At 65.4% G+C, this 17,640-nt stretch carries 19 protein-coding genes; 18 read left to right on the top strand and 1 reads right to left on the bottom strand.

All coding sequences use genetic code 11. The annotated features are described in order from the left end of the window. The first annotated feature begins 207 nt into the window (after window positions 1-207). The 18 genes from BGP02_RS16590 (at window position 208) to BGP02_RS16505 (ending at window position 16,673) form a co-directional block, all read left to right on the top strand. Window positions 208-1,284: a porin gene (locus BGP02_RS16590; RefSeq protein ID WP_286798892.1), complete on the top strand. Its 1,077-nt coding sequence runs from the start codon at window positions 208-210 to the stop codon at window positions 1,282-1,284. 314 nt (window positions 1,285-1,598) lie between these two features. Next, entirely contained in the window at window positions 1,599-2,468 is an 870-nt protein-coding gene (locus BGP02_RS16585) for an ABC transporter ATP-binding protein (protein ID WP_017235321.1), read from the top strand. A 39-nt stretch (window positions 2,469-2,507) separates the two neighbouring features. Beyond that, the gene (locus BGP02_RS16580) at window positions 2,508-3,290 is read left to right on the top strand and encodes an ABC transporter permease (RefSeq protein ID WP_017235322.1); all 783 of its coding nucleotides are present in this window, start codon (window positions 2,508-2,510) and stop codon (window positions 3,288-3,290) included. An 18-nt stretch (window positions 3,291-3,308) separates the two neighbouring features. Continuing rightward, on the top strand, window positions 3,309-4,100 hold the full coding sequence (locus tag BGP02_RS16575) for an SDR family oxidoreductase (RefSeq protein ID WP_017235323.1): 792 nt from the start codon (window positions 3,309-3,311) through the stop codon (window positions 4,098-4,100). Window positions 4,101-4,140: 40 nt separating this feature from the next. Then, on the top strand, window positions 4,141-4,698 hold the full coding sequence (locus BGP02_RS16570) for a cupin domain-containing protein (protein WP_017235324.1): 558 nt from the start codon (window positions 4,141-4,143) through the stop codon (window positions 4,696-4,698). A 101-nt stretch (window positions 4,699-4,799) separates the two neighbouring features. After that, window positions 4,800-5,708, top strand: a complete 909-nt coding sequence (locus BGP02_RS16565; RefSeq protein ID WP_261939125.1) for an alpha/beta fold hydrolase — start codon at window positions 4,800-4,802, stop codon at window positions 5,706-5,708. Between the two features lie 79 nt (window positions 5,709-5,787). Continuing rightward, window positions 5,788-6,657, top strand: a complete 870-nt coding sequence (locus tag BGP02_RS16560) for an IclR family transcriptional regulator (protein ID WP_026132232.1) — start codon at window positions 5,788-5,790, stop codon at window positions 6,655-6,657. Then, complete coding sequence (locus BGP02_RS16555; RefSeq protein ID WP_017235327.1) at window positions 6,654-7,460, top strand: SDR family oxidoreductase; 807 nt, start codon at window positions 6,654-6,656, stop codon at window positions 7,458-7,460. Before BGP02_RS16560 ends, BGP02_RS16555 begins: the two co-directional genes overlap by 4 nt. Further along, a complete protein-coding gene (locus BGP02_RS16550; protein WP_017235328.1) occupies window positions 7,453-9,105 on the top strand; it encodes a thiamine pyrophosphate-binding protein in 1,653 nt (550 codons plus the stop codon). The genes BGP02_RS16555 and BGP02_RS16550 overlap by 8 nt, the downstream gene beginning before the upstream one ends. Continuing rightward, complete coding sequence (locus BGP02_RS16545; protein WP_017235329.1) at window positions 9,098-9,916, top strand: aspartate dehydrogenase; 819 nt, start codon at window positions 9,098-9,100, stop codon at window positions 9,914-9,916. Before BGP02_RS16550 ends, BGP02_RS16545 begins: the two co-directional genes overlap by 8 nt. Before the next feature lie 13 nt (window positions 9,917-9,929). Beyond that, a complete protein-coding gene (locus BGP02_RS16540; protein WP_017235330.1) occupies window positions 9,930-11,426 on the top strand; it encodes an aldehyde dehydrogenase in 1,497 nt (498 codons plus the stop codon). Window positions 11,427-11,500: 74 nt separating this feature from the next. Continuing rightward, a complete protein-coding gene (locus BGP02_RS16535; protein ID WP_017235331.1) occupies window positions 11,501-12,511 on the top strand; it encodes an ABC transporter substrate-binding protein in 1,011 nt (336 codons plus the stop codon). A 13-nt stretch (window positions 12,512-12,524) separates the two neighbouring features. Next, window positions 12,525-12,878, top strand: coding sequence for a hypothetical protein (locus BGP02_RS16530; RefSeq protein WP_268567368.1), 354 nt, complete (start codon window positions 12,525-12,527; stop codon window positions 12,876-12,878). Next, complete coding sequence (locus tag BGP02_RS16525; protein ID WP_261939783.1) at window positions 12,878-13,096, top strand: recombinase-like helix-turn-helix domain-containing protein; 219 nt, start codon at window positions 12,878-12,880, stop codon at window positions 13,094-13,096. Before BGP02_RS16530 ends, BGP02_RS16525 begins: the two co-directional genes overlap by 1 nt. Window positions 13,097-13,161: 65 nt before the next feature. Then, complete coding sequence (locus BGP02_RS16520; RefSeq protein WP_017235334.1) at window positions 13,162-14,193, top strand: Rieske 2Fe-2S domain-containing protein; 1,032 nt, start codon at window positions 13,162-13,164, stop codon at window positions 14,191-14,193. Window positions 14,194-14,210: 17 nt separating this feature from the next. Next, window positions 14,211-14,657: a RidA family protein gene (locus BGP02_RS16515; RefSeq protein WP_150563169.1), complete on the top strand. Its 447-nt coding sequence runs from the start codon at window positions 14,211-14,213 to the stop codon at window positions 14,655-14,657. Between the two features lie 44 nt (window positions 14,658-14,701). Then, window positions 14,702-15,667, top strand: a complete 966-nt coding sequence (locus tag BGP02_RS16510) for a PDR/VanB family oxidoreductase (RefSeq protein WP_150563168.1) — start codon at window positions 14,702-14,704, stop codon at window positions 15,665-15,667. Between the two features lie 34 nt (window positions 15,668-15,701). Then, window positions 15,702-16,673 carry a VOC family protein gene (locus BGP02_RS16505; protein ID WP_286798866.1) on the top strand — a complete coding sequence of 324 codons (972 nt, stop codon included), beginning with the start codon at window positions 15,702-15,704 and terminating at the stop codon, window positions 16,671-16,673. A 228-nt stretch (window positions 16,674-16,901) separates the two neighbouring features. On the opposite strand, the gene BGP02_RS16500 is transcribed toward BGP02_RS16505, so the two are convergent. After that, a complete protein-coding gene (locus BGP02_RS16500) occupies window positions 16,902-17,447 on the bottom strand; it encodes a glutathione peroxidase (RefSeq protein ID WP_017235338.1) in 546 nt (181 codons plus the stop codon). Between the last annotated feature and the right edge of the window lie 193 nt (window positions 17,448-17,640).

Here is a 17,640-nt window from a genome sequence, read left to right as displayed (position 1 = left end):
GGCTCATGCGTCACCTGGCCTAAGCTTCGCTCAGTTGGTTTCATAAGTAATCCAACGTTTCATAGGTGGAACGTCGAAAAAGCAAATGCGGGACGAGGCGACTGGCTTGGGTTGCCGCGCATCGCATCCGGCGTCGTCACCGTTCTCGAATCATCGAACGACAGGAGTACACAGATGAAGCGGTTTCCGATGGGGCGGATCCCTGGCATGACGGCGCTGGCGGCGGCAATGCTGCTGGCGGCGGGGGTGCCGGTCGCTGCGCAGGCGCAGAGCAACGTCACGATCTACGGCAGCCTGGATGCCGGCATGGCGTACGTGAACAATCAGGGCGGCAACGCGAACTGGATCGCCCAGCAGGGCGCGACGCAGCCGGATCGCTGGGGCTTTCGCGGGGTCGAGGATCTGGGCGGTGGCAATCGTGCCATCTTCCAGCTGGAAAACGGCTTCTCGACGCTCTCGGGCAACACGGTCAAGGCGGGCGCGATGTTCAACCGCCAGTCGTGGGTTGGCCTGCAGTCGGACAAGATGGGCACGTTGACCATCGGTCACATGACCACGTTCAACTTCGACTGGCTCGGGCCGATGAGCACGGCCTACCTGGGCATGAACTGGTACATGTTCCACCCGGGTAACATCGACGAGCTGGCGAACACGTCCGTCGTGCAGGTCGACAACTCCGTGCGCTACGTCACGCCGGACTTTGCGGGCTTCAAGGCGGGCAGCATGATCTCGTTCGGCAACAACACGAACTTCGCCAACGGGCGCAAGTGGAGTGTGGCCGCGAACTATACGAACGGCGGCTTCAAGGCGTCGGCAGTCTACTCGAACGAGAACAACCGCACGCCGAACGTTGCCGTGCTCGGCGGCGCGACTTTCCAGGGACAGGCGGTTGGCAGCTATGCGGCGTCGAACGTCGAGAACATGGGCGCCGGCGTGTCGTATGGCTTCGGGCCGTGGCTGCTGCACGCGTTGTACACGCGCGTGAAACTGCAGTCGCCGGGCTTCAGCGACACTTACCAGTCGTTCGACGGCGGTGCCAACTATGCGACGGGCGTGGCCAACACGATCACCTTCGGCGCGGCCACGACTTCGCTGACGGGCAAGCGCTGGACGCAGGTCAGCCTGGGCGACGTCTACGCGTTCTCCAAGCGCACGCAGGTGTATCTGAGCGGTGTGTATCAACACGCGAGCGGCAATGGGGCGGTGACGGCCATCAACACGATCGGCGCGTCGTCGACGGGCAATCAGTTCATCATCCTGTCGGGCGTGCATCACTCGTTCTGACGCCTCGCAACGCCAACGCATTGCGAGACGCCCCTTGTGGTCTCACTTCCCACGCCGGCCGGCCTTTGCCCGCCGGCGTTTTTTTTCGTCTCGGCTGTTGTGTTGGCTGTGCAACGCCTGCGGGTGCGGGTTTCCCCTAGTCAAAAAACAATTTTGAACGGGCAAATCCCTCCCTATAATTGATCCATAAGTAAATCAACGTTTCACATATGAAACGTGTCCCGCAAGGGAAGACAGGTGGCAAGCCATGCAGGCGAAACGACGCAGCAGGCTGCCCGAGGCAAGTTGAACATCCAGAAACACGGTGGTTTCCCATGCTCAGGTCGATTCAATTGAAGGACGCGAACGTAGCCGAGGCGAATGCCGAGGCACGTCAGGCGCAGCCGGCGGCGGCACCCCTGCCGTTCGCCATCGAATACCGCGGCGTCACGCGTCGGTTCAAAAATCGCCAGGGCAAGGGCGAGATGACGGCCGTCTCGGACGTCTCCATCGGCATCAAGGCCGGTGAGTTCGTCTCGCTGATCGGCCCGAGCGGCTGCGGCAAGAGCACGCTGCTCAACATGGGCGCCGGTCTCTACGCGCCGAGCGAAGGGCAGGTGACGCTCGCGGGCAAGCCGGTGCGCGGCCCGTCGCAGCAAGTCGCGTTCATGTTGCAGAAAGACCTGCTCATGCCGTGGCGCTCGATTCAGAAGAACGTCGAGCTGGGCATGCAGATCCGTGGGCGCAGCAAGGCCGAGCGGGCGGAAGTGGCCAAGGCGCTGCTCGCGCGTTGCCACCTGAAGGGCTTCGAGAACCACTACCCGCACCAGCTCTCGGGCGGCATGCGTCAGCGCGCGGCGCTGGCCCGCACGCTGGCCGTCGAGCCGGACGTTCTGCTCATGGACGAGCCGTTCTCGGCGCTCGATGCGCAGACCAAGATGGTGCTCCAGCAGGATCTCGCGCAGATGCTCGCCGACGAGGGCAAGACCGCGCTGATGATCACCCACGACCTCGCCGAAGCCATTGCGCTCTCGGATCGCGTGTTCGTGATGAGTGAGCGCCCGGGCACGATCATCGAGGAGATCACGATCGATCTGCCGCATCGCGACAACCCGATCGAGCGCCGCAAGCAGGCGGGCATGAACGAATACGTGGCCCATCTGATGGAACTGCTCAAGGTGGGTCGCGACGACCACCTTGGTTGATCCTCGTCCCCGACACTGCAAGACACTGGAATCCTCGCTATGAAATCCCTTTCCAAAACGCAACTGACCGTTGGCAGCTTCGTGTTGCTGCTGATCTTCGCGGCCATCTGGCAATGGGGCCCGACGGCGTTCGGCGTACCCGAGTTCGTGCTGCCCAAGCTGTCGTCGACCGTGATCGAAGGCGCCCGCATGTTCCAGGTCGAGAACCTGTGGCTACACATCGGCGTGACGGCCATCGAAGTGATCGCGGGCTTCGTGATCGGCTCGGCGCTGGGCGTGGTGATCGGCGTGGTCCTCGGTTTGTCGCCGTCGACCGAAGCCATGCTTTCACCGTACATCCTCGCGCTGCAGATTGCGCCGAAGGTCGCGTTTGCGCCGCTGTTCGTCATGTGGATGGGCTACACGATCTACCCGAAGATTCTCGTGGCTGTACTGATCGTCTTCTTCCCCGTGATGATCAATGTGCTCGGCGCCGTGCGCGCCGTCGACCCGGACATGGTCAATCTGGTGCGCGCCCTGTGCGGCCGCCGCTGGCAGATCTTCCGCTTCGTTGAATTCCCGTCGGCCATGCAGGCGCTCTTCGCGGGCTTGCGCATCGCGTCGACGCTGGCCGTGATCGGCGTGACCGTGGGTGAGCTGGTCGGTGGCGACCGTGGCCTGGGCTATCTGCTGGTGTATGGCGAAGGTCAGGGCAACACCGCGATGGTGTTCGTCTCCATCGCCGGGCTCACCGTCATCGGTATCGCGGCGTACGCCGCCGTGGTCTGGCTGGAACGCCGCGCGTTGCATTACGTGCCGCGTGCCGCCATGAACATCGCCTGAACGACGAGGAATTTCACCGTGAACGAACTGCCCATCCCCCCGCTCGACGCCAACACGCTGGCGCCGCTCGACGGCAAGAAGCTGCTGATCACCGGTGGCGCGCGTGGCCTTGGCGAAGGGTTCGTCCGTGCCGCCGTGACACGCGGCGCGCAAGTGACGATTGCCGATATCGCCTCGCAGGCCGGCGAGGCCCTCGCGGCCGAACTGAGCGGTGTGGGACATGCCGTGTCGTTCGTGCGTGTCGACCTGTCCGATCCGGCCTCGGTGGACGCGGCCGCCAAGGGGGCTGCCGAGCGCATGGGCGGCATCGACGGGCTGGTCAACAACGGCGCGATCACCAACTCGGGCGGCAAGCTGGCCGCCGAGCTGAGCATCGAGACGTGGGACGCGGTCATGAACGTCAACGTGCGTGGCACCTGGCTCATGACGATGGCGGCGCTGCCGTTTCTGCGTGCATCGGGGCAGGGGCGCGTCGTGAACATCGCGTCGGATACCGCGCTGTGGGGCGCGCCGCGCCTGCTCGCTTACACCGCCAGCAAGGGCGCCGTCATGGCGATGACACGTTCGCTCGCCCGCGAACTCGGCCCGGACGGCATCACCGTCAACGCGATCGCGCCGGGACTCGTCGAGGTGGAAGCCACGGCCTACGTGCCTGCCGAGCGTCATCGTCATTACCTGGAGGGACGTGCGCTGCCGCGCGCCCAGGTGCCCGACGACGTGATCGGCCCCGTGCTGTTCCTGCTCTCCGATGCTTCCCGTTTCGTGACCGGGCAGGTGCTGCCGGTCAACGGCGGCTTCGTGATGCCCTGACGAGCCGTTCTTATTCGCAACGCCTTCAAGGAGTTAGACCATGGCGCAAGCCGACGCTAAAAACACCGCGACGCCACAGGCCGTCGAGAGCTGGACGCAGGCCGAAGGCCAGGCGTTCGGCGACTGGCTGGACACGCGCGTAGCCCGTTTCTCGACGCGCAAGTACGACTGGGACGCGCTGAAGTTCCAGGCCGACTACGACCCGAAGTACCGCCGCGCGCAAATGCGCTACGTCGGCACGGGCGGCACGGGCGTGGCCAAGGACGTCAACACGGTCCCTGCCGGTCACTTCACGTTCTCGACGATGGTAATCCCGGCCGGCAACATCGGCCCGAGCCACATCCATATGGATGTCGAAGAAATCTTCTTCGTGATGCGCGGCAAGATGAAGGTGATCTGCGAGCGCGATGGCGAAACCTGGGAAGCCATTCTCGGTGAGCGCGACCTGATCTCGGTGCCGCCTGGCGTGTATCGAACGGAAATCAACATTGGTGACGAAGACGCGCTCATGTGCGTGATGCTCGGCTCGCAAAAGCCGGTCACGCCGACGTACCCGCCGGATTCGCCGCTCGCGCAGATCAAGCGCGATCTGAAGTAAGCCCGCCGGGGGCCGTTGTCCCGGAAAGTCCGGTGAGGGGCTTGCCCGTCGCAAGCGCCACACCGGCAGGAATTCACAAAGCAAGACGTTCAGTCCAAGCCATGCAAGCCGAAGCCTTTCAGTCCGAAGTACCCGAAGATGCCGCCGTCGCGCCGCTATGCGCGCGTCTGGACGCCTTCCCGTACCGCACCGTCGCCACGCGCGCGGGCACCGTGGGCTATCGCAGCGCTGGAACGCAAGCCGAAGGTGCCATGCCGGTCGTGATGCTGCACGGCATCGGGTCCGGTGCGGCGTCATGGCTCGCGCAATTCGAAGCCACCGGCCTGGATACCGCGCTTTACGCATGGGACGCGCCGGGTTACGGGCAGACGACGAATGTCGCCGACGCCGAGCCGCACGCCGACGCCTATGTCGAAGCGCTCGCGGCGTGGCTCGATGCGCTGGGGCTGGCACGCGTCGCGCTCGTCGGTCATTCGCTGGGCGCGATCATGGCAACCCAGTTCGCGAGCCGTGCGCCGCAGCGCGTGAGCGGGCTCTTTCTCTGCTCGCCGGCCGGCGGTTACGGCAAGGCCGATGCGCAGGTACGTGTGAGCAAGCGCGACGGTCGTCTGGCGATGCTCGACAAGCTCGGCCCGACCGGCATGGCGCGCGAACGCAGCGACAACCTCGTCGCCCCGAACGCCGCGGCCCTGCCGCGCGCGTGGGTGAAATGGAACATGGCACGCGTGCTGCCCGCGGGCTATCGTCAGGCAACGCATCTGCTCTCGAATGGCGACGTCGCCGGCGCGCTAGCGCAATACGTGGCGGCGAATGCGGGCCCGGTCGCGGTGGCGGTCGGCGCACAGGATGCCGTGACGCCCCCGGCGGCTTGCCAGGCGATCGCCGAGGCGGCCGGTGTGCCGCTGCAAATCATCGAAGGCGCTGGGCACGCGTCATATATCGAAACGCCAGACGTTCTGAATGCCGCGCTCGCCGCGTGGCTCGAACGTATCGCGGCAGGAGAACGTTGAGATGGCATCCGTAACGCCCAAGCGCATGACGGCAATGGCCGAGGCGCTCACCGAAGACGACACGCTGCGCGAGCCCGCGATGCAAGGCGAGGGCGAGAGCGAAGATCTCGTCGACGGCGCGGCCACCGAGACGCGCTACCTGGTACCGGGCCTTGAGCGCGGCCTGCGCATTCTCACGCAATTCTCGCCGCGCGAGCCCGTGTTCAGCGCACCGGAGCTCTCGCAGCGACTGGGGATTCCGCGCACCACGGTCTTCCGCTTGTTGCAAACGCTCGAAGCGATGGGTTTCCTGGAGCGTGCAGGCGGTGAAAAGAATTTTCGTCTGGGCGTGGCCGTGCTGCGTCTGGGCTTCGAATACCTCAGCTCGCTGGAGCTGACCGATCTGGGCATCCCGATCATCGAACGGCTGCGCGACGCCACGCAGCTCACGTCGCACATCGTAATCCGCGACGGGCGCGACATCGTGTTCGTGGCGAAGGCGCAGAGCGTGGCGAGCGTGTTCAACTCGATCAAGGTCAACGTCGGCACGCGCCTGCCGGCGCATGCGACCGTACACGGCCATGTGCTGATGGGCGACCTGACGCTGGCCGAGCTTCGCGCGCTGTACCCCGAAAAGACACTCGAAAAATACACGCCGCAGACACCCGAAACGATCACCGAGCTGTTCGAGCGCGTGCGCGAAGACGCCGAGCGCGGCTACGCCGTGTCGGCCTCGTCGTTCGAGCGCGGCATCAGCGTGGTGAGTGCCCCGGTGCGCAACGACGCGGGACGCATCTGCGCCGCGATCACCGTCACCATTCCGCGCGCCACGCTCGATGCGTCGGTGCTCGACGCGGGGCTGATCGCACAGGTGCGCGAGGCGGCCGACGCGCTGTCGCACCGCCTGAACTACCGGCCGGGCAGCGACGACCGGGCCACCCCCTACATGAAGTCACTGGGATTGAAATGATCAAGATCGACCTCACCCAACGCGCGGCGCTGGTCACAGGCGGCTCGTCCGGCATCGGCCTCGCCACGGCCGAACGCCTGCTCGACGCCGGTGCCGCTGTCGCGATCTGCGGCCGCAACCCCGAGCGCTTGGCGCAAGCCGAAGCCCGTCTGCGCGAGCGTCATGCCGAGGCGCGCGTGATTGCCGCACAGTGCGACGTGCTCGATGCCAACGATGTCGCCGCGCTGGCCGAGCGCATTCGTGGCGAATTCGGGCGTCTCGACATGCTGGTCAACAACGCGGGCCAAGGTCGTGTGTCGACGTTTGCCGACACGACCGACGACGCCTGGCGCGAAGAGCTGGAGCTGAAGTATTTCAGCGTCATTCGCACCACGCGCGCCTGCCTGCCGATGCTGCGCGAAGCCGCCCGCGAGACAGGGGATGCCGCCATCGTCTGCGTCAACTCGCTGCTCGCGCTCCAACCGGAGCCGCACATGGTGGCGACGTCGTCGGCGCGCGCGGGGATCCAGAGCCTGGTGCGCTCGATGGCGAGCGAATTCGCGCCCGACGGCGTGCGCGTCAACAGCATTCTGATCGGCCTGGTGGAGTCGGGCCAGTGGCGCCGTCGCTTTGCCGCGCAAGGCGAAGGCAAGACCTGGGAGGAATGGACCGGCGAGTTGGCCCGCAAGAAGCAAATTCAGTTGCAACGTCTGGGCAGGCCTGAAGAGGCGGCCGCAGCGATCTTTTTCCTGGCAAGCCCGCAGTCGTCCTATACGACGGGCAGCCACATCGATGTTTCCGGAGGCTTGGCAAGACATGTCTAACACAACCACCGTCGGCGAAGTCATCGCGGCGTTTCTCGAGCAGTGCGGTGTGAAGACCGCATTCGGCGTGATCTCGATTCACAACATGCCGATCCTCGACGCCATCGCGCGTCGCGAAAAGATCCGTTATGTCGGCGCGCGCGGCGAAGCCGGTGCGCTGAACATGGCCGATGGCCTTGCCCGTGTTTCGGGCGGTCTCGGCGTGGCCTTCACGAGCACGGGCACCGCCGCGGGCAATGCGGCCGGCGCCATGGTCGAAGCCCTCACCGCCGGCACGCCGGTGCTGCACATTACCGGCCAGATCGAAACCGAGTTCCTCGATCGCGATCTCGCGTATATCCACGAAGCGCCCGATCAGCTCAGCATGCTGCACGCGATCTCGAAGGCCGCCTATCGCGTGCGTTGCGTCGACACTGCGCTCTCGACCGTGCGCGAAGCCGTGCGCGCGGCGCTCACGGCGCCGGCCGGCCCGGTGAGCGTGGAGATTCCCATCGACATCCAGGCGGCGGAAATCGAATGGCCCGCCGATCTGGCCGCGCCGCACATCACGGTGCCGACGCACGACGACGCCCGCGTGGCCGAGCTCGCCGACAAGCTGGCCGCCGCGCATCGTCCGATGCTGTGGCTGGGCGGTGGGGCGCGCGGGGCGGAAGCCGCCGTCAAGCGTCTGGTCGACATGGGCTTCGGCGTGGTCACCAGTGTGCAGGGTCGCGGCATCGTGCCGGAAGATCATGCCGCCACGCTCGGTGCGTTCAACATCCACCCGACGGTCGAGACGTTCTACAAGTCGTGCGACGCCGTGCTCGTGGTCGGCTCGCGTCTGCGTGGCAACGAAACGCTGAAGTACAAGCTCGCGCTGCCGCGCCCGCTCTATCGCGTCGACGCCGATGGCCTGGCGGACGGCCGTGGCTACCGCAACGACCTGTTCATCCAGGGCGACGCCGCACGCGTGCTGAACGCGCTGGCTGACCGTCTGCAAGGGCGCCTGTCGATCGATCCGGCGTTCCACGCCGATCTTGCGGCCGCTCGCGAGGTGGCCGTCAAGCAGGTCGCGGAAGGTCTCGGCCCGTACCGTCAACTCGTCTCCGCACTGCAAAGTGCGCTGGGCCGCGACTTCAACTGGGTGCGCGACGTCACGATATCGAACAGCACGTGGGGCAACCGTCTGCTGAAGCTCTTCTCGCCGCGCGCCGGTGTGCACGCGCTGGGCGGCGGGATCGGTCAGGGCATGCAGATGGGTATCGGCGCGGCGCTCGCGGGCAACGCGAAGAAGACCGTGGCGCTGTGCGGCGACGGTGGTCTGATGGTCAACGTGGGCGAACTCGCCACCGCCGTGCAGGAAAAGGCGCCGGTCGTGATCCTGCTGATGAACGATCAGTGCTACGGCGTGATCCGCAACATTCAGGATGCGCAGTACGGCGGTCGCCGTCACTACGTGCAACTGCACCAACCGGACTTCGCCGCGTTCTGCGCGAGCCTGCAGCTCAAGCACGAGCGCATCACGGCCATCGATCAGGCGGAGGCGGCGGTCGCACGCGCCGTGGCGCACGACGGCCCGGTGCTGCTCGAAGTGGACATGCTGTCGGTCGGCAGCTTCGCTTCGCACTTTGCCGGTCCGCCGGTCCGGGAGCCTGCGAATGCATGAATTGAACCACCGTCCCGTTGACGTCGCGCTGATCGGCTTCGGCGCGATCGGCTCGAAGGTCTATGAGGCGTGCGCGAGCGATCCGTATCTGCGCGTGGGCCACGTGATCGTGCCGGAAGACGCCGCCGCCCGCGTGCGCGAGAGCGTGCGCGCCGACACCGAAGTGGTGTGTTCGGCGCAGGCGCTCTCCAGCCGCCCGGACTTCGTGCTCGAGTGCGCGGGTCACAGCGCGCTGTCGGGGCACGTGGTGCCGCTGCTCAAGTCGGGGGTGGATTGCGCGGTGGCATCGATCGGTGCGCTGTCCGACACCGATCTGCTCGCTGCACTGGAACAAGCCGCCAAGGACGGCGCGTCGACGGTTACGTTGCTCTCGGGTGCCATCGGCGGTATCGATGCGATTTCCGCTGCGCGCGAAGGCGGTCTGGACGAAGTGCTGTACACCGGTCGCAAGCCGCCGATGGGCTGGCTCGGCACGCCGGCCGAGCAGGTCTGCGATCTGGCAACGCTCACTACCGCGACGGTGATCTTCGAGGGCAACGCCCGCGACGCGGCGCGTCTGTATCCGAAGAATGCGAACGTGGCGGCGACCGTGGCCATCGCCGGTCTGGGGCTCGACGCGACGCGCGTGCGCCTGATCGCTGACCCGACGAGCACGCGCAACGTGCATCACATCATCGCCCGCGGGGCGTTCGGCGAGATGTCGCTGGAGATGTGCGGCAAGCCGCTGCCGGACAACCCCAAGACGTCGGCACTGACCGCGTATTCGGCCATTCGCGCGCTACGCAATCGCGTTGCGAACTGTGTGATTTAGCAGGAAGAGCATCATGAGCCATCAAGATTTGCTGCAAGGGTTTTCGAGCGACATTCTGGTCGGCGGCGAATGGCGCGCCGGCACCGGCAAGCGCTATCAGAGCCTGTATCCGGCCGACGAGAGCGTGAATGCCGAGATCGCGGCGGCGGGCGCCGAAGATGCGATCGACGCCGTCGAGGCGGCCGATGCGGCCTGGCGTCGCGCGGACTGGGCGGGCTTGAAGCCGCATCAACGCGCCGCCGTGCTGCATCGCGTGGCGGACGGCATCACGCAGCGCGCCGAAGCGCTGGCCCATCTGCAGCGGCGCGACAACGGCAAGCCGATCAGCGAGACGCGCGCGCTCGTCGCGAGCGCATCGAGCACGTTCCGCTACTTCGCCTCGTGCCTCGAGACGCTGGAGGAAACGCTGACGCCGTCGCGGGGCGACTACCTGACGATGAGCGTGCACGAGCCGCTGGGCGTCGTGGCCGCCATCACGCCGTGGAATTCGCCGATCGCTTCGGACGCGCAGAAGCTGGCCCCGGCGCTTGCCGCCGGTAACGCCGTGGTGCTCAAGCCGGCGGAAGTGACGCCGCTCGCCTCGCTCGAACTGGGCCGCATCTGCGAAGCGGCCGGTGTGCCGCGCGGCGTGCTCTCGGTGTTGCCGGGCAAGGGCTCGGTCATCGGCGACATCCTGGTGCGCCATCCCAAGGTCAAGAAAGTCGCCTTCACCGGCGGCACCGAAGTCGGTCGTGGCATTGCGCGGCTGGCGGCGGAAAAGCTCATGCCGGTCTCGCTCGAACTCGGCGGCAAGTCGCCGACCATCGTGTTCGAAGACGCCGACATCGATCATGCGGTGGCCGGTGTGCTCTACGGCATCTTCAGTTCGTCGGGCGAATCGTGCATCGCGGGCTCGCGTCTGTTCGTGCACAAGGCCATCTTCGACACCTTCGTCGAGCGGCTGGTGGCCGGCGCGAAGCAACTTCGCGTGGGCGATCCGCTGCGCGAAGACACGCAGATGGGGCCGCTGGTGACGTCGTCGCATCGCGAGTCGATCGAGCGCTATGTCGCCATCGGGCTGGAAGAGGGCGGCCGCCTGTTGTGCGGCGGCGAGCGTCCGGCGGGCGATGGCCGCGAGAAGGGCTACTTCTATCAGCCGACCATTATCGCGGGCCTGACGAACCAGGCACGCATGGTGCAGGAAGAAATCTTCGGCCCGGTGCTGGCGGTCTTGCCATTCGAGAACGAAGACGACCTGCTGGCCGAGGCCAACGACAGCGTCTACGGTCTTGCGGCCGGGATCTGGACACGCGACTTCAAGCGCGCCTGGCGCATCGGGCGTGCGCTCGAGACCGGCACAGTCTGGATCAACACCTACAAGCAGTTTTCGATCTCGACGCCGTTCGGCGGCTGGAAAGAGAGTGGCATGGGGCGTGAGAAGGGGCGTCTGGGGTTGCTGGAGTACACGAACCAGAAGAGCCTCTATTGGGGCATCAACGACAGCCCGCTCGCGTGGGCGGGCAAGGTCTGAACGTCAGTCAGTGGCAGAACACGCCGCAATGCACAGGGTATTGCGGTCATCCGATACTTGAGCGAGGCAGAGATATGTTGTCGATTTTCCGTGGATCGTTGGCGCGCCGTGCGCGTCGTGCTGTTGGCCTGTGCGCCGTGGCGGGACTCACGAGCCTGGCGGCGCCGGTAATGGCGCAGCCGGCTACCCAGCAGATTACCTATCTGCTCCCGGCGCCGGCCAACCTGCCGGCCTTCGCGCCGCTGATGCTGGCCGAGAAGAAGGGCTACTACGCGGCGGAAGGGTTGTCGGTGCGCTGGCTGACCGTGCAAGGCGGTGCCGACGTCGGCAAGCAGCTCGCCTCCGGTAATGGCGATCTGGGCGGCGGCCTGGGCGACACCCCGATCGTGCTGCGTCCGAACGGCATTCCCATCAAGGGCGTGGCGCTGCTGGGCGGGCGCACGCTGCATCAGTTGGTCGTGCGCAACGATGCGAACATCAAATCGCCCGCCGACCTGAAGGGCAAGACGATCACGGTGCTGTCGTATCAAGACACCGGCTTCTACGCGACGCTGGGCCTGCTCGCCTCCGCGGGTCTCACGCGGACCGACGCGCGCATCCAGGGCGCCGGTCCGGCAGGCGTGTGGCAGCAGGTCGCCACGGGCAAGGCCGACGCGATGGTGGGCACGCCGGAGTGGGCGCAGAATATTGAAGATGCCGGCGTGAAGGTCACGATGACCTCGACCGACAAGTACTTCCCGGGCATGGCGCAAGCGGTTCTGGCGTCGGACAAGACCATTGCCGAGAAGCCGGAGATGGTCCGCAAGTTCGTTCGTGCCACGATCAAGTCGGTGGCCGAGATCATGCGCGACCCGGCGGCCGCGGCCAAGGAATACTGCGCGACCGTGCCCGGCTACAAGGGCAAGGAAGCCGAGATCGAGAAGATCCTGACGTATTACGCCCGCAACGTGTATCCGGGCCAGGAGCGTCTCGGTGCGTTCGATCCGGCGCGTGTGACGAAGCTGCAGGATTTCTATATGCAGGAGAAGATCATTCGCGAAAAGTCGAACCTGGCCGACCTGTTCACCAACCAGTTCGTGCAATAACGCGAGACGACACATGAACGAAAACGCCCCGGGCGCCGCTGCGGTCACCCAGCCCGACACGATGTTGCTGACGGTGTTCCTGCGTCACGATCAGTCGAACAATCTGGACGATTTCCAGGAACGCCTGAAGGCGGCCGAATGGTGGGAGCGTTTTCCGCCGGCCGGTGTGAGGGTGGTGTCGTGGACGGTGGCGATGGGCTTTGGCCAGATCGTCACGCTAGAACTGCCACCGCACCTGCTGCCGGCGGTCAACGTCGAGCTGGAGCGCTCGGCCTGGGGAGTGTTTCGCACCGAATGCTATCCGACTTACGATTTTGTACCCGTGCACGCGCGCATTCGCGAACGGGTTCACCAGGGAGGGAAATGATGGACCGCTATCTCGAACCGAATCAAGCGCGTCGCCATGAGCCGACGCAATACGAAAGCCTGCTGGGCGACGCCATCGAGCGCGCCTATGCCGCCGGCACACACGATCTGGCTGGGCTGGTGGCCTATCTGAATCGCACGGGCCCCGGCCCGCAAGCGGGCGACGTGTGGACCGAAGCGGTGTACACCGCGCAGATCGCCCGAATGGCCGAAGAGTAACAACATCACAGAGTTCGATCGCTGCGCGCCGCGGGTGCGCGGCGATCGCGATGGAGACGTCCCCCATGACTACGCAACAGCCTATCCTCACTGCCGACGCCATTCTCGAGCGTGGCCTGAAGAACCTCTGGTATCCGATTTGCCCGTCGCACATGGTTGGCCGCGAGCCGGTCTCGCTGCGCCGCCTGGGCAAGAAGCTGGTGTTCTGGCGCGACCAGGACAACCAGGTGCATGCCCTCGATGATCATTGCCCGCACCGTGGTGCGCCGCTGTCCAAGGGCATCGTGATGGGCGATCGCATCGCCTGCGGCTATCACGGCGTGCAAGTGCGCTGCGACGGCACCGTGATGCGTGTGCCGGGCAGCCCGGGCTGCAAGCTCGAAGGTTCGCGTCCAACGCAGGCGTACCACATTGTCGAGCGCAACGACGCGATCTGGCTGTACAACGCCACTGAGAACATCGACACGCCGCCGCCGCTCGTGTTGCCCGAGGAACTCGATGCCGACGGCGAGTACTCGTCGTTCCTGTGCTACACCGAGTGGAAGGGCGACTACCGGTACGTGCTCGACAACGTGATGGATCCGATGCACGGCACGTATCTGCACAAGCAGTCGCACTCGATGGCCGAGGGTGACAACACGGCGGCCTTCCGCATTCGCGACACCGACCGTGGCTTTGTCTTCGAGAAGGAAGGCCAGCGTGACGTGAACTTCGACTGGACCGAGTGGGCCGATACCGGCACGCACTGGATGCGTCTGGAGATTCCGTACCCGAAGACGGGCGGCCCCGGCGGCAACTTCGTGATCGTGGGCAGCTACACGCCGGTCTCCCCGACGCTGGCCGCCGTGTTCCACTGGCGCTGCCGCAAGCTCGACGGCTGGCAACGCGATACGTGGCGCTTCCTGTATCGCAACCGTCTAGAAGCGCGCCACTGGGCGGTGCTCGAACAGGATCGCGTCATGCTCGAAGACATGGAGCCGGATGCCAACCAGAGCGAGCATCTGTATCAACATGACATGGGTATCGTGCGTCTGCGTCGCCATCTGAAGAACCTGGCGAAGGCGGAACTCGAGCGCATTGCGCAGGGCAAGGCGTAAGCCGCGCGAGACGCTTCATGCCCATCGACCCACCTCTCAAGGCCGAGCGGATCCGTGCCCAGGCCGTGCCCGATCTGGGCGCGGCGACCTGGAGCAACGGCATTCGCGTCGGCAACGACATCGTGCTCTCGGGCATGACCGCGCACCCAGCCACGCGCGCCGCCGTCGAGCCGCTCACGACTTACGAGCAGACGCGGGTGGTGCTGGGCAAGATCCGCGCGCTGGTCGAGGCGGGTGGCGGGCGTCTGGCCAACATCTACAAGCTCGTGGTGTACGTGACCGACATTGCCGACAAGGACGAGGTCGGCCGGGCCCGGCGAGAGTTTTTTGCGGACGTGGCGGCGAACGGCGGGGCGTATCCGTGTTCGACGCTCGTGGAAGTGAGCGGCCTGGTGTTTCCGGAGCTGCGAGTGGAGATCGAGGCGTTCGCGCGTCTCGACATCGATTTGTCCGCCGCGGGCTGAGCCGGCGGACGTCAAGAGTATCAGCAACATCTGAGAGCGGCGTTATGAGCAAGTCAACTCTGTCGGCCATGGTGCGCACGCTTCGCTTCGAAGCGGCGGGCATCATGAGCATCGAACTCGTGCCGGTGGCGGGCAGCGGCACCCCGTTTCCCGACTTCACGCCGGGCGCGCACATCGATCTGCATCTGCCGAGCGGGCTGGTGCGCAGCTATTCGCTCGTCAATGCGCCGGGCGAGCCGAACCGCTACGTGCTCGGCATTCTTGCAGATCCGAAGAGCCGCGGCGGCTCGCGCTTCATCCACGACAATTTCCGCGTGGGGATGACGCTGGAGATTTCCGCGCCGCGCAATCACTTCGAACTTGACGACGCCGCCGAGCACACGGTGCTCGTCGCCGGCGGGATCGGCGTGACGCCGATTCTCTGCATGTATCGACGCCTGCGTGCGCTCGGTCGCCACGTCAAGCTGATGTATTGCGCGCGCACGGCGCCGCAAGCCGCTTTCGTCGACGAGCTGAACGCGCTGGGCGGCGACATTACCTATCACTTCGACGACCAGCACGGCGGCAAGCCGGCGTCGCTCACGGCGTTTCTGTCCGGGCAGCCGGCGGGCACGCACGCATACTGCTGCGGACCCGGCGTGATGCTCGACGCCTTTGAAGCGGCGTGCGCCGAGGCTGGCATCGCCAACGTGCACATCGAGCGCTTCGCTGCGGCGCCGGATGCGCCGCCGCCCGCGACGTCCGAGGGCTATGTCGTGAAGCTCGCGAAGTCCGGCAAGGAGCTGAGCGTGCCGGCCGGGGCGACGCTGCTCGAGACGTTGCTCGCCGCGGGTATCGACGCGGAGCATAGCTGCATGGAAGGTGTTTGCGGCGCTTGCGAGACGCGTGTGCTCGAAGGCTGCCCCGATCACCGTGATTCGGTGCTGAGCGCGGCTGAGCGCGCCGGGAACAAGGTCATGATGATTTGCGTGTCCGGTTGCAAGGGCGACCGTCTGACGCTGGATCTGTGACCGCGCCCACCTTGAACCCCTACCCGAGACTGTCATGACGATTCTGGGCATTGAACAAATTACCTACGGGGTCACCGACCTCGACACCTGCCGTCGCTTCCTGGGCGACTGGGGCCTGACCGAGGTGTCCGCCGACGCGCATGGCGCGCGCTTCGAAACGCTGAACGGTTGCCGTGTGCTGGCCGTGCGTCACGACGATCCGTCGCTGCCGCCGGCGATGGAGGATGGACCGACGCTGCGCGAAGTGACGTGGGGCGTGACGACGGCCGAGGAAGTGGCCGCTATCGCAGACCGCTTCGCCGACCAGCCAGGCTATTTCTTCAAGGACGGTGCGACGGGTTGCATCGATCCCAACGGTCTGGCCGTGCGGGTGGAAGTGACTGCCAAGCGGGCCGTGGACGTGAAGGGCGCATTGAGCAATCCGTGGGGGATCGCGGCTCAGCGCGTGAACACGCCGAGCCCGGTGTATGAGCGTGCCCAGCCGATCGAAGTGGGGCATGTCGTGTTCTTCACCAACGCGCTCGCGGCCACGCAGACGTTCTATGAAACGAAGCTCGGCTTCGAGCTGTCGGATCGCTATCCGGATCGTGGCGCGTTCATGCGCTGTGCACCGCACGGCGGCCATCATGATCTGTTCCTGCTGGCGTTGCCGAACGGCAAGCGCGGGCTGAACCATGTGGCGTTCACCGTGCGCGATATCCACGAAGTATTCGGCGGCGGCATGCATATCGACCGCTGCGGATGGGAAACCCAGTTGGGCCCGGGCCGTCACCCGATTTCTTCGGCGTATTTCTGGTACTTTAAGAATCCGTGCGGCGCGCTCATCGAGTATTACGCCGACGAGGACATCCTTACGCCGGAATGGCAGCCGCGCGACTTCGAGCCGGGGCCGACGGTATTTGCCGAATGGGCGGTGGACGGCGGACTCGACGGCAACACCCGCCGTCAGAAAAAGGGGAGCGAAGCGCCAACCGGCAAGTTCATGACTGACACGGCCAAGCGCTGAGTCGGGTCATCGCGGAAGCGTCAATCCCGGGGGGGATGACGCGCCGCATTTCACGAGTTGTCGCGAGAAGCGGGAACCGGCGCGCGATGTGGCGTCATGAGGCCCGGATCGACCTTGCCAGACGTGAGGTCGTTTCGGAAGGCGTTCATGGCGCGCCGGCAACCGTCCTGCCGACGCTTGTGGCACGAGGGGGCACGCGTTTGCGCTGCCCCTTTTTGCATGGTGCGATTACTTCGCCAATTCCGCGTCGATGGCGGCGACCAGACGCGGGTCGTCGGCCTTGACGTCCGGTGAGAAGCGGGCCACGACCTGCCCGTTGCGTCCGATCAGAAACTTCTCGAAATTCCACAACACGTCGGCCGGGTTCTCGCGGACTACGCCGAATCCTTTCAGACGCTCGCGGAACGGGCCTTCGCCGATCGCTGCGGGCTGTGCTTCGACAAGCGCCGTGTAGAGCGGGTGACGGTCGTCGCCCAGTGCCGAGAGCTTGGCGAACAGCGGGAACGTGACGTTGTATTGCGTGGTGCAGAAGTCGAGGATCTCGGCATCGGTGCCGGGCTCCTGACCCTTGAAGTTATTGGCGGGGAAGGCGAGGACTTCGAGGCCGGCGGCGCGCTTTTCTTCATACAAGCGTTCAAGGCCCTCGTATTGCGGTGTGAGGCCGCACTTCGACGCGACGTTGACCACCAGACGCACGCGTCCCGTATAGTCGCCCAAGGTTGCGGCGCCGCCGTCGTTGCGCGTCACCGCGATGTTTTCGATAGGGGTGCTCATGCGTATTTCCTTTCTTGGTTCGGTCAGCCGAGTGTAGCGCAAGCCTGTGGGACCCTGCCGACCGGCGAAAAAAATGCCGATTGACAGTCGGTAAATGGTATGGAAGGATTCGCGGATTAAAAAATGACGGGCGCTGTCAAGCGCGTCGTACAGGTGAACAAACACGGGGTCGTTCGAATGTTTCGTGCCGCTT

The organism is Pandoraea sp. 64-18 (genome assembly GCF_001899225.1).
Classification (GTDB): Bacteria; Pseudomonadota; Gammaproteobacteria; order Burkholderiales; family Burkholderiaceae; genus Pandoraea; species Pandoraea cepalis.
Note: the sequence above shows the minus strand (reverse complement) of the source record. Positions and strands in the feature narration are given on the sequence as shown.

What these genes read in the sequence shown, in the direction of transcription:
- BGP02_RS16590 (WP_286798892.1), top strand. Translation starts at nt 208, where the DNA reads ATGACGGCGCTGGCGGCGGCAATGCTGCTGGCGGCGGGGGTGCCGGTC.
- BGP02_RS16585 (WP_017235321.1), top strand. Translation starts at nt 1,599, where the DNA reads ATGCTCAGGTCGATTCAATTGAAGGACGCGAACGTAGCCGAGGCGAAT.
- BGP02_RS16580 (WP_017235322.1), top strand. Translation starts at nt 2,508, where the DNA reads ATGAAATCCCTTTCCAAAACGCAACTGACCGTTGGCAGCTTCGTGTTG.
- BGP02_RS16570 (WP_017235324.1), top strand. Translation starts at nt 4,141, where the DNA reads ATGGCGCAAGCCGACGCTAAAAACACCGCGACGCCACAGGCCGTCGAG.
- BGP02_RS16565 (WP_261939125.1), top strand. Translation starts at nt 4,800, where the DNA reads ATGCAAGCCGAAGCCTTTCAGTCCGAAGTACCCGAAGATGCCGCCGTC.
- BGP02_RS16560 (WP_026132232.1), top strand. Translation starts at nt 5,788, where the DNA reads ATGCAAGGCGAGGGCGAGAGCGAAGATCTCGTCGACGGCGCGGCCACC.
- BGP02_RS16555 (WP_017235327.1), top strand. Translation starts at nt 6,654, where the DNA reads ATGATCAAGATCGACCTCACCCAACGCGCGGCGCTGGTCACAGGCGGC.
- BGP02_RS16550 (WP_017235328.1), top strand. Translation starts at nt 7,453, where the DNA reads ATGTCTAACACAACCACCGTCGGCGAAGTCATCGCGGCGTTTCTCGAG.
- BGP02_RS16545 (WP_017235329.1), top strand. Translation starts at nt 9,098, where the DNA reads ATGCATGAATTGAACCACCGTCCCGTTGACGTCGCGCTGATCGGCTTC.
- BGP02_RS16540 (WP_017235330.1), top strand. Translation starts at nt 9,930, where the DNA reads ATGAGCCATCAAGATTTGCTGCAAGGGTTTTCGAGCGACATTCTGGTC.
- BGP02_RS16535 (WP_017235331.1), top strand. Translation starts at nt 11,501, where the DNA reads ATGTTGTCGATTTTCCGTGGATCGTTGGCGCGCCGTGCGCGTCGTGCT.
- BGP02_RS16530 (WP_268567368.1), top strand. Translation starts at nt 12,525, where the DNA reads ATGAACGAAAACGCCCCGGGCGCCGCTGCGGTCACCCAGCCCGACACG.
- BGP02_RS16525 (WP_261939783.1), top strand. Translation starts at nt 12,878, where the DNA reads ATGGACCGCTATCTCGAACCGAATCAAGCGCGTCGCCATGAGCCGACG.
- BGP02_RS16520 (WP_017235334.1), top strand. Translation starts at nt 13,162, where the DNA reads ATGACTACGCAACAGCCTATCCTCACTGCCGACGCCATTCTCGAGCGT.
- BGP02_RS16515 (WP_150563169.1), top strand. Translation starts at nt 14,211, where the DNA reads ATGCCCATCGACCCACCTCTCAAGGCCGAGCGGATCCGTGCCCAGGCC.
- BGP02_RS16510 (WP_150563168.1), top strand. Translation starts at nt 14,702, where the DNA reads ATGAGCAAGTCAACTCTGTCGGCCATGGTGCGCACGCTTCGCTTCGAA.
- BGP02_RS16505 (WP_286798866.1), top strand. Translation starts at nt 15,702, where the DNA reads ATGACGATTCTGGGCATTGAACAAATTACCTACGGGGTCACCGACCTC.
- BGP02_RS16500 (WP_017235338.1), bottom strand. Translation starts at nt 17,447, where the DNA reads ATGAGCACCCCTATCGAAAACATCGCGGTGACGCGCAACGACGGCGGC.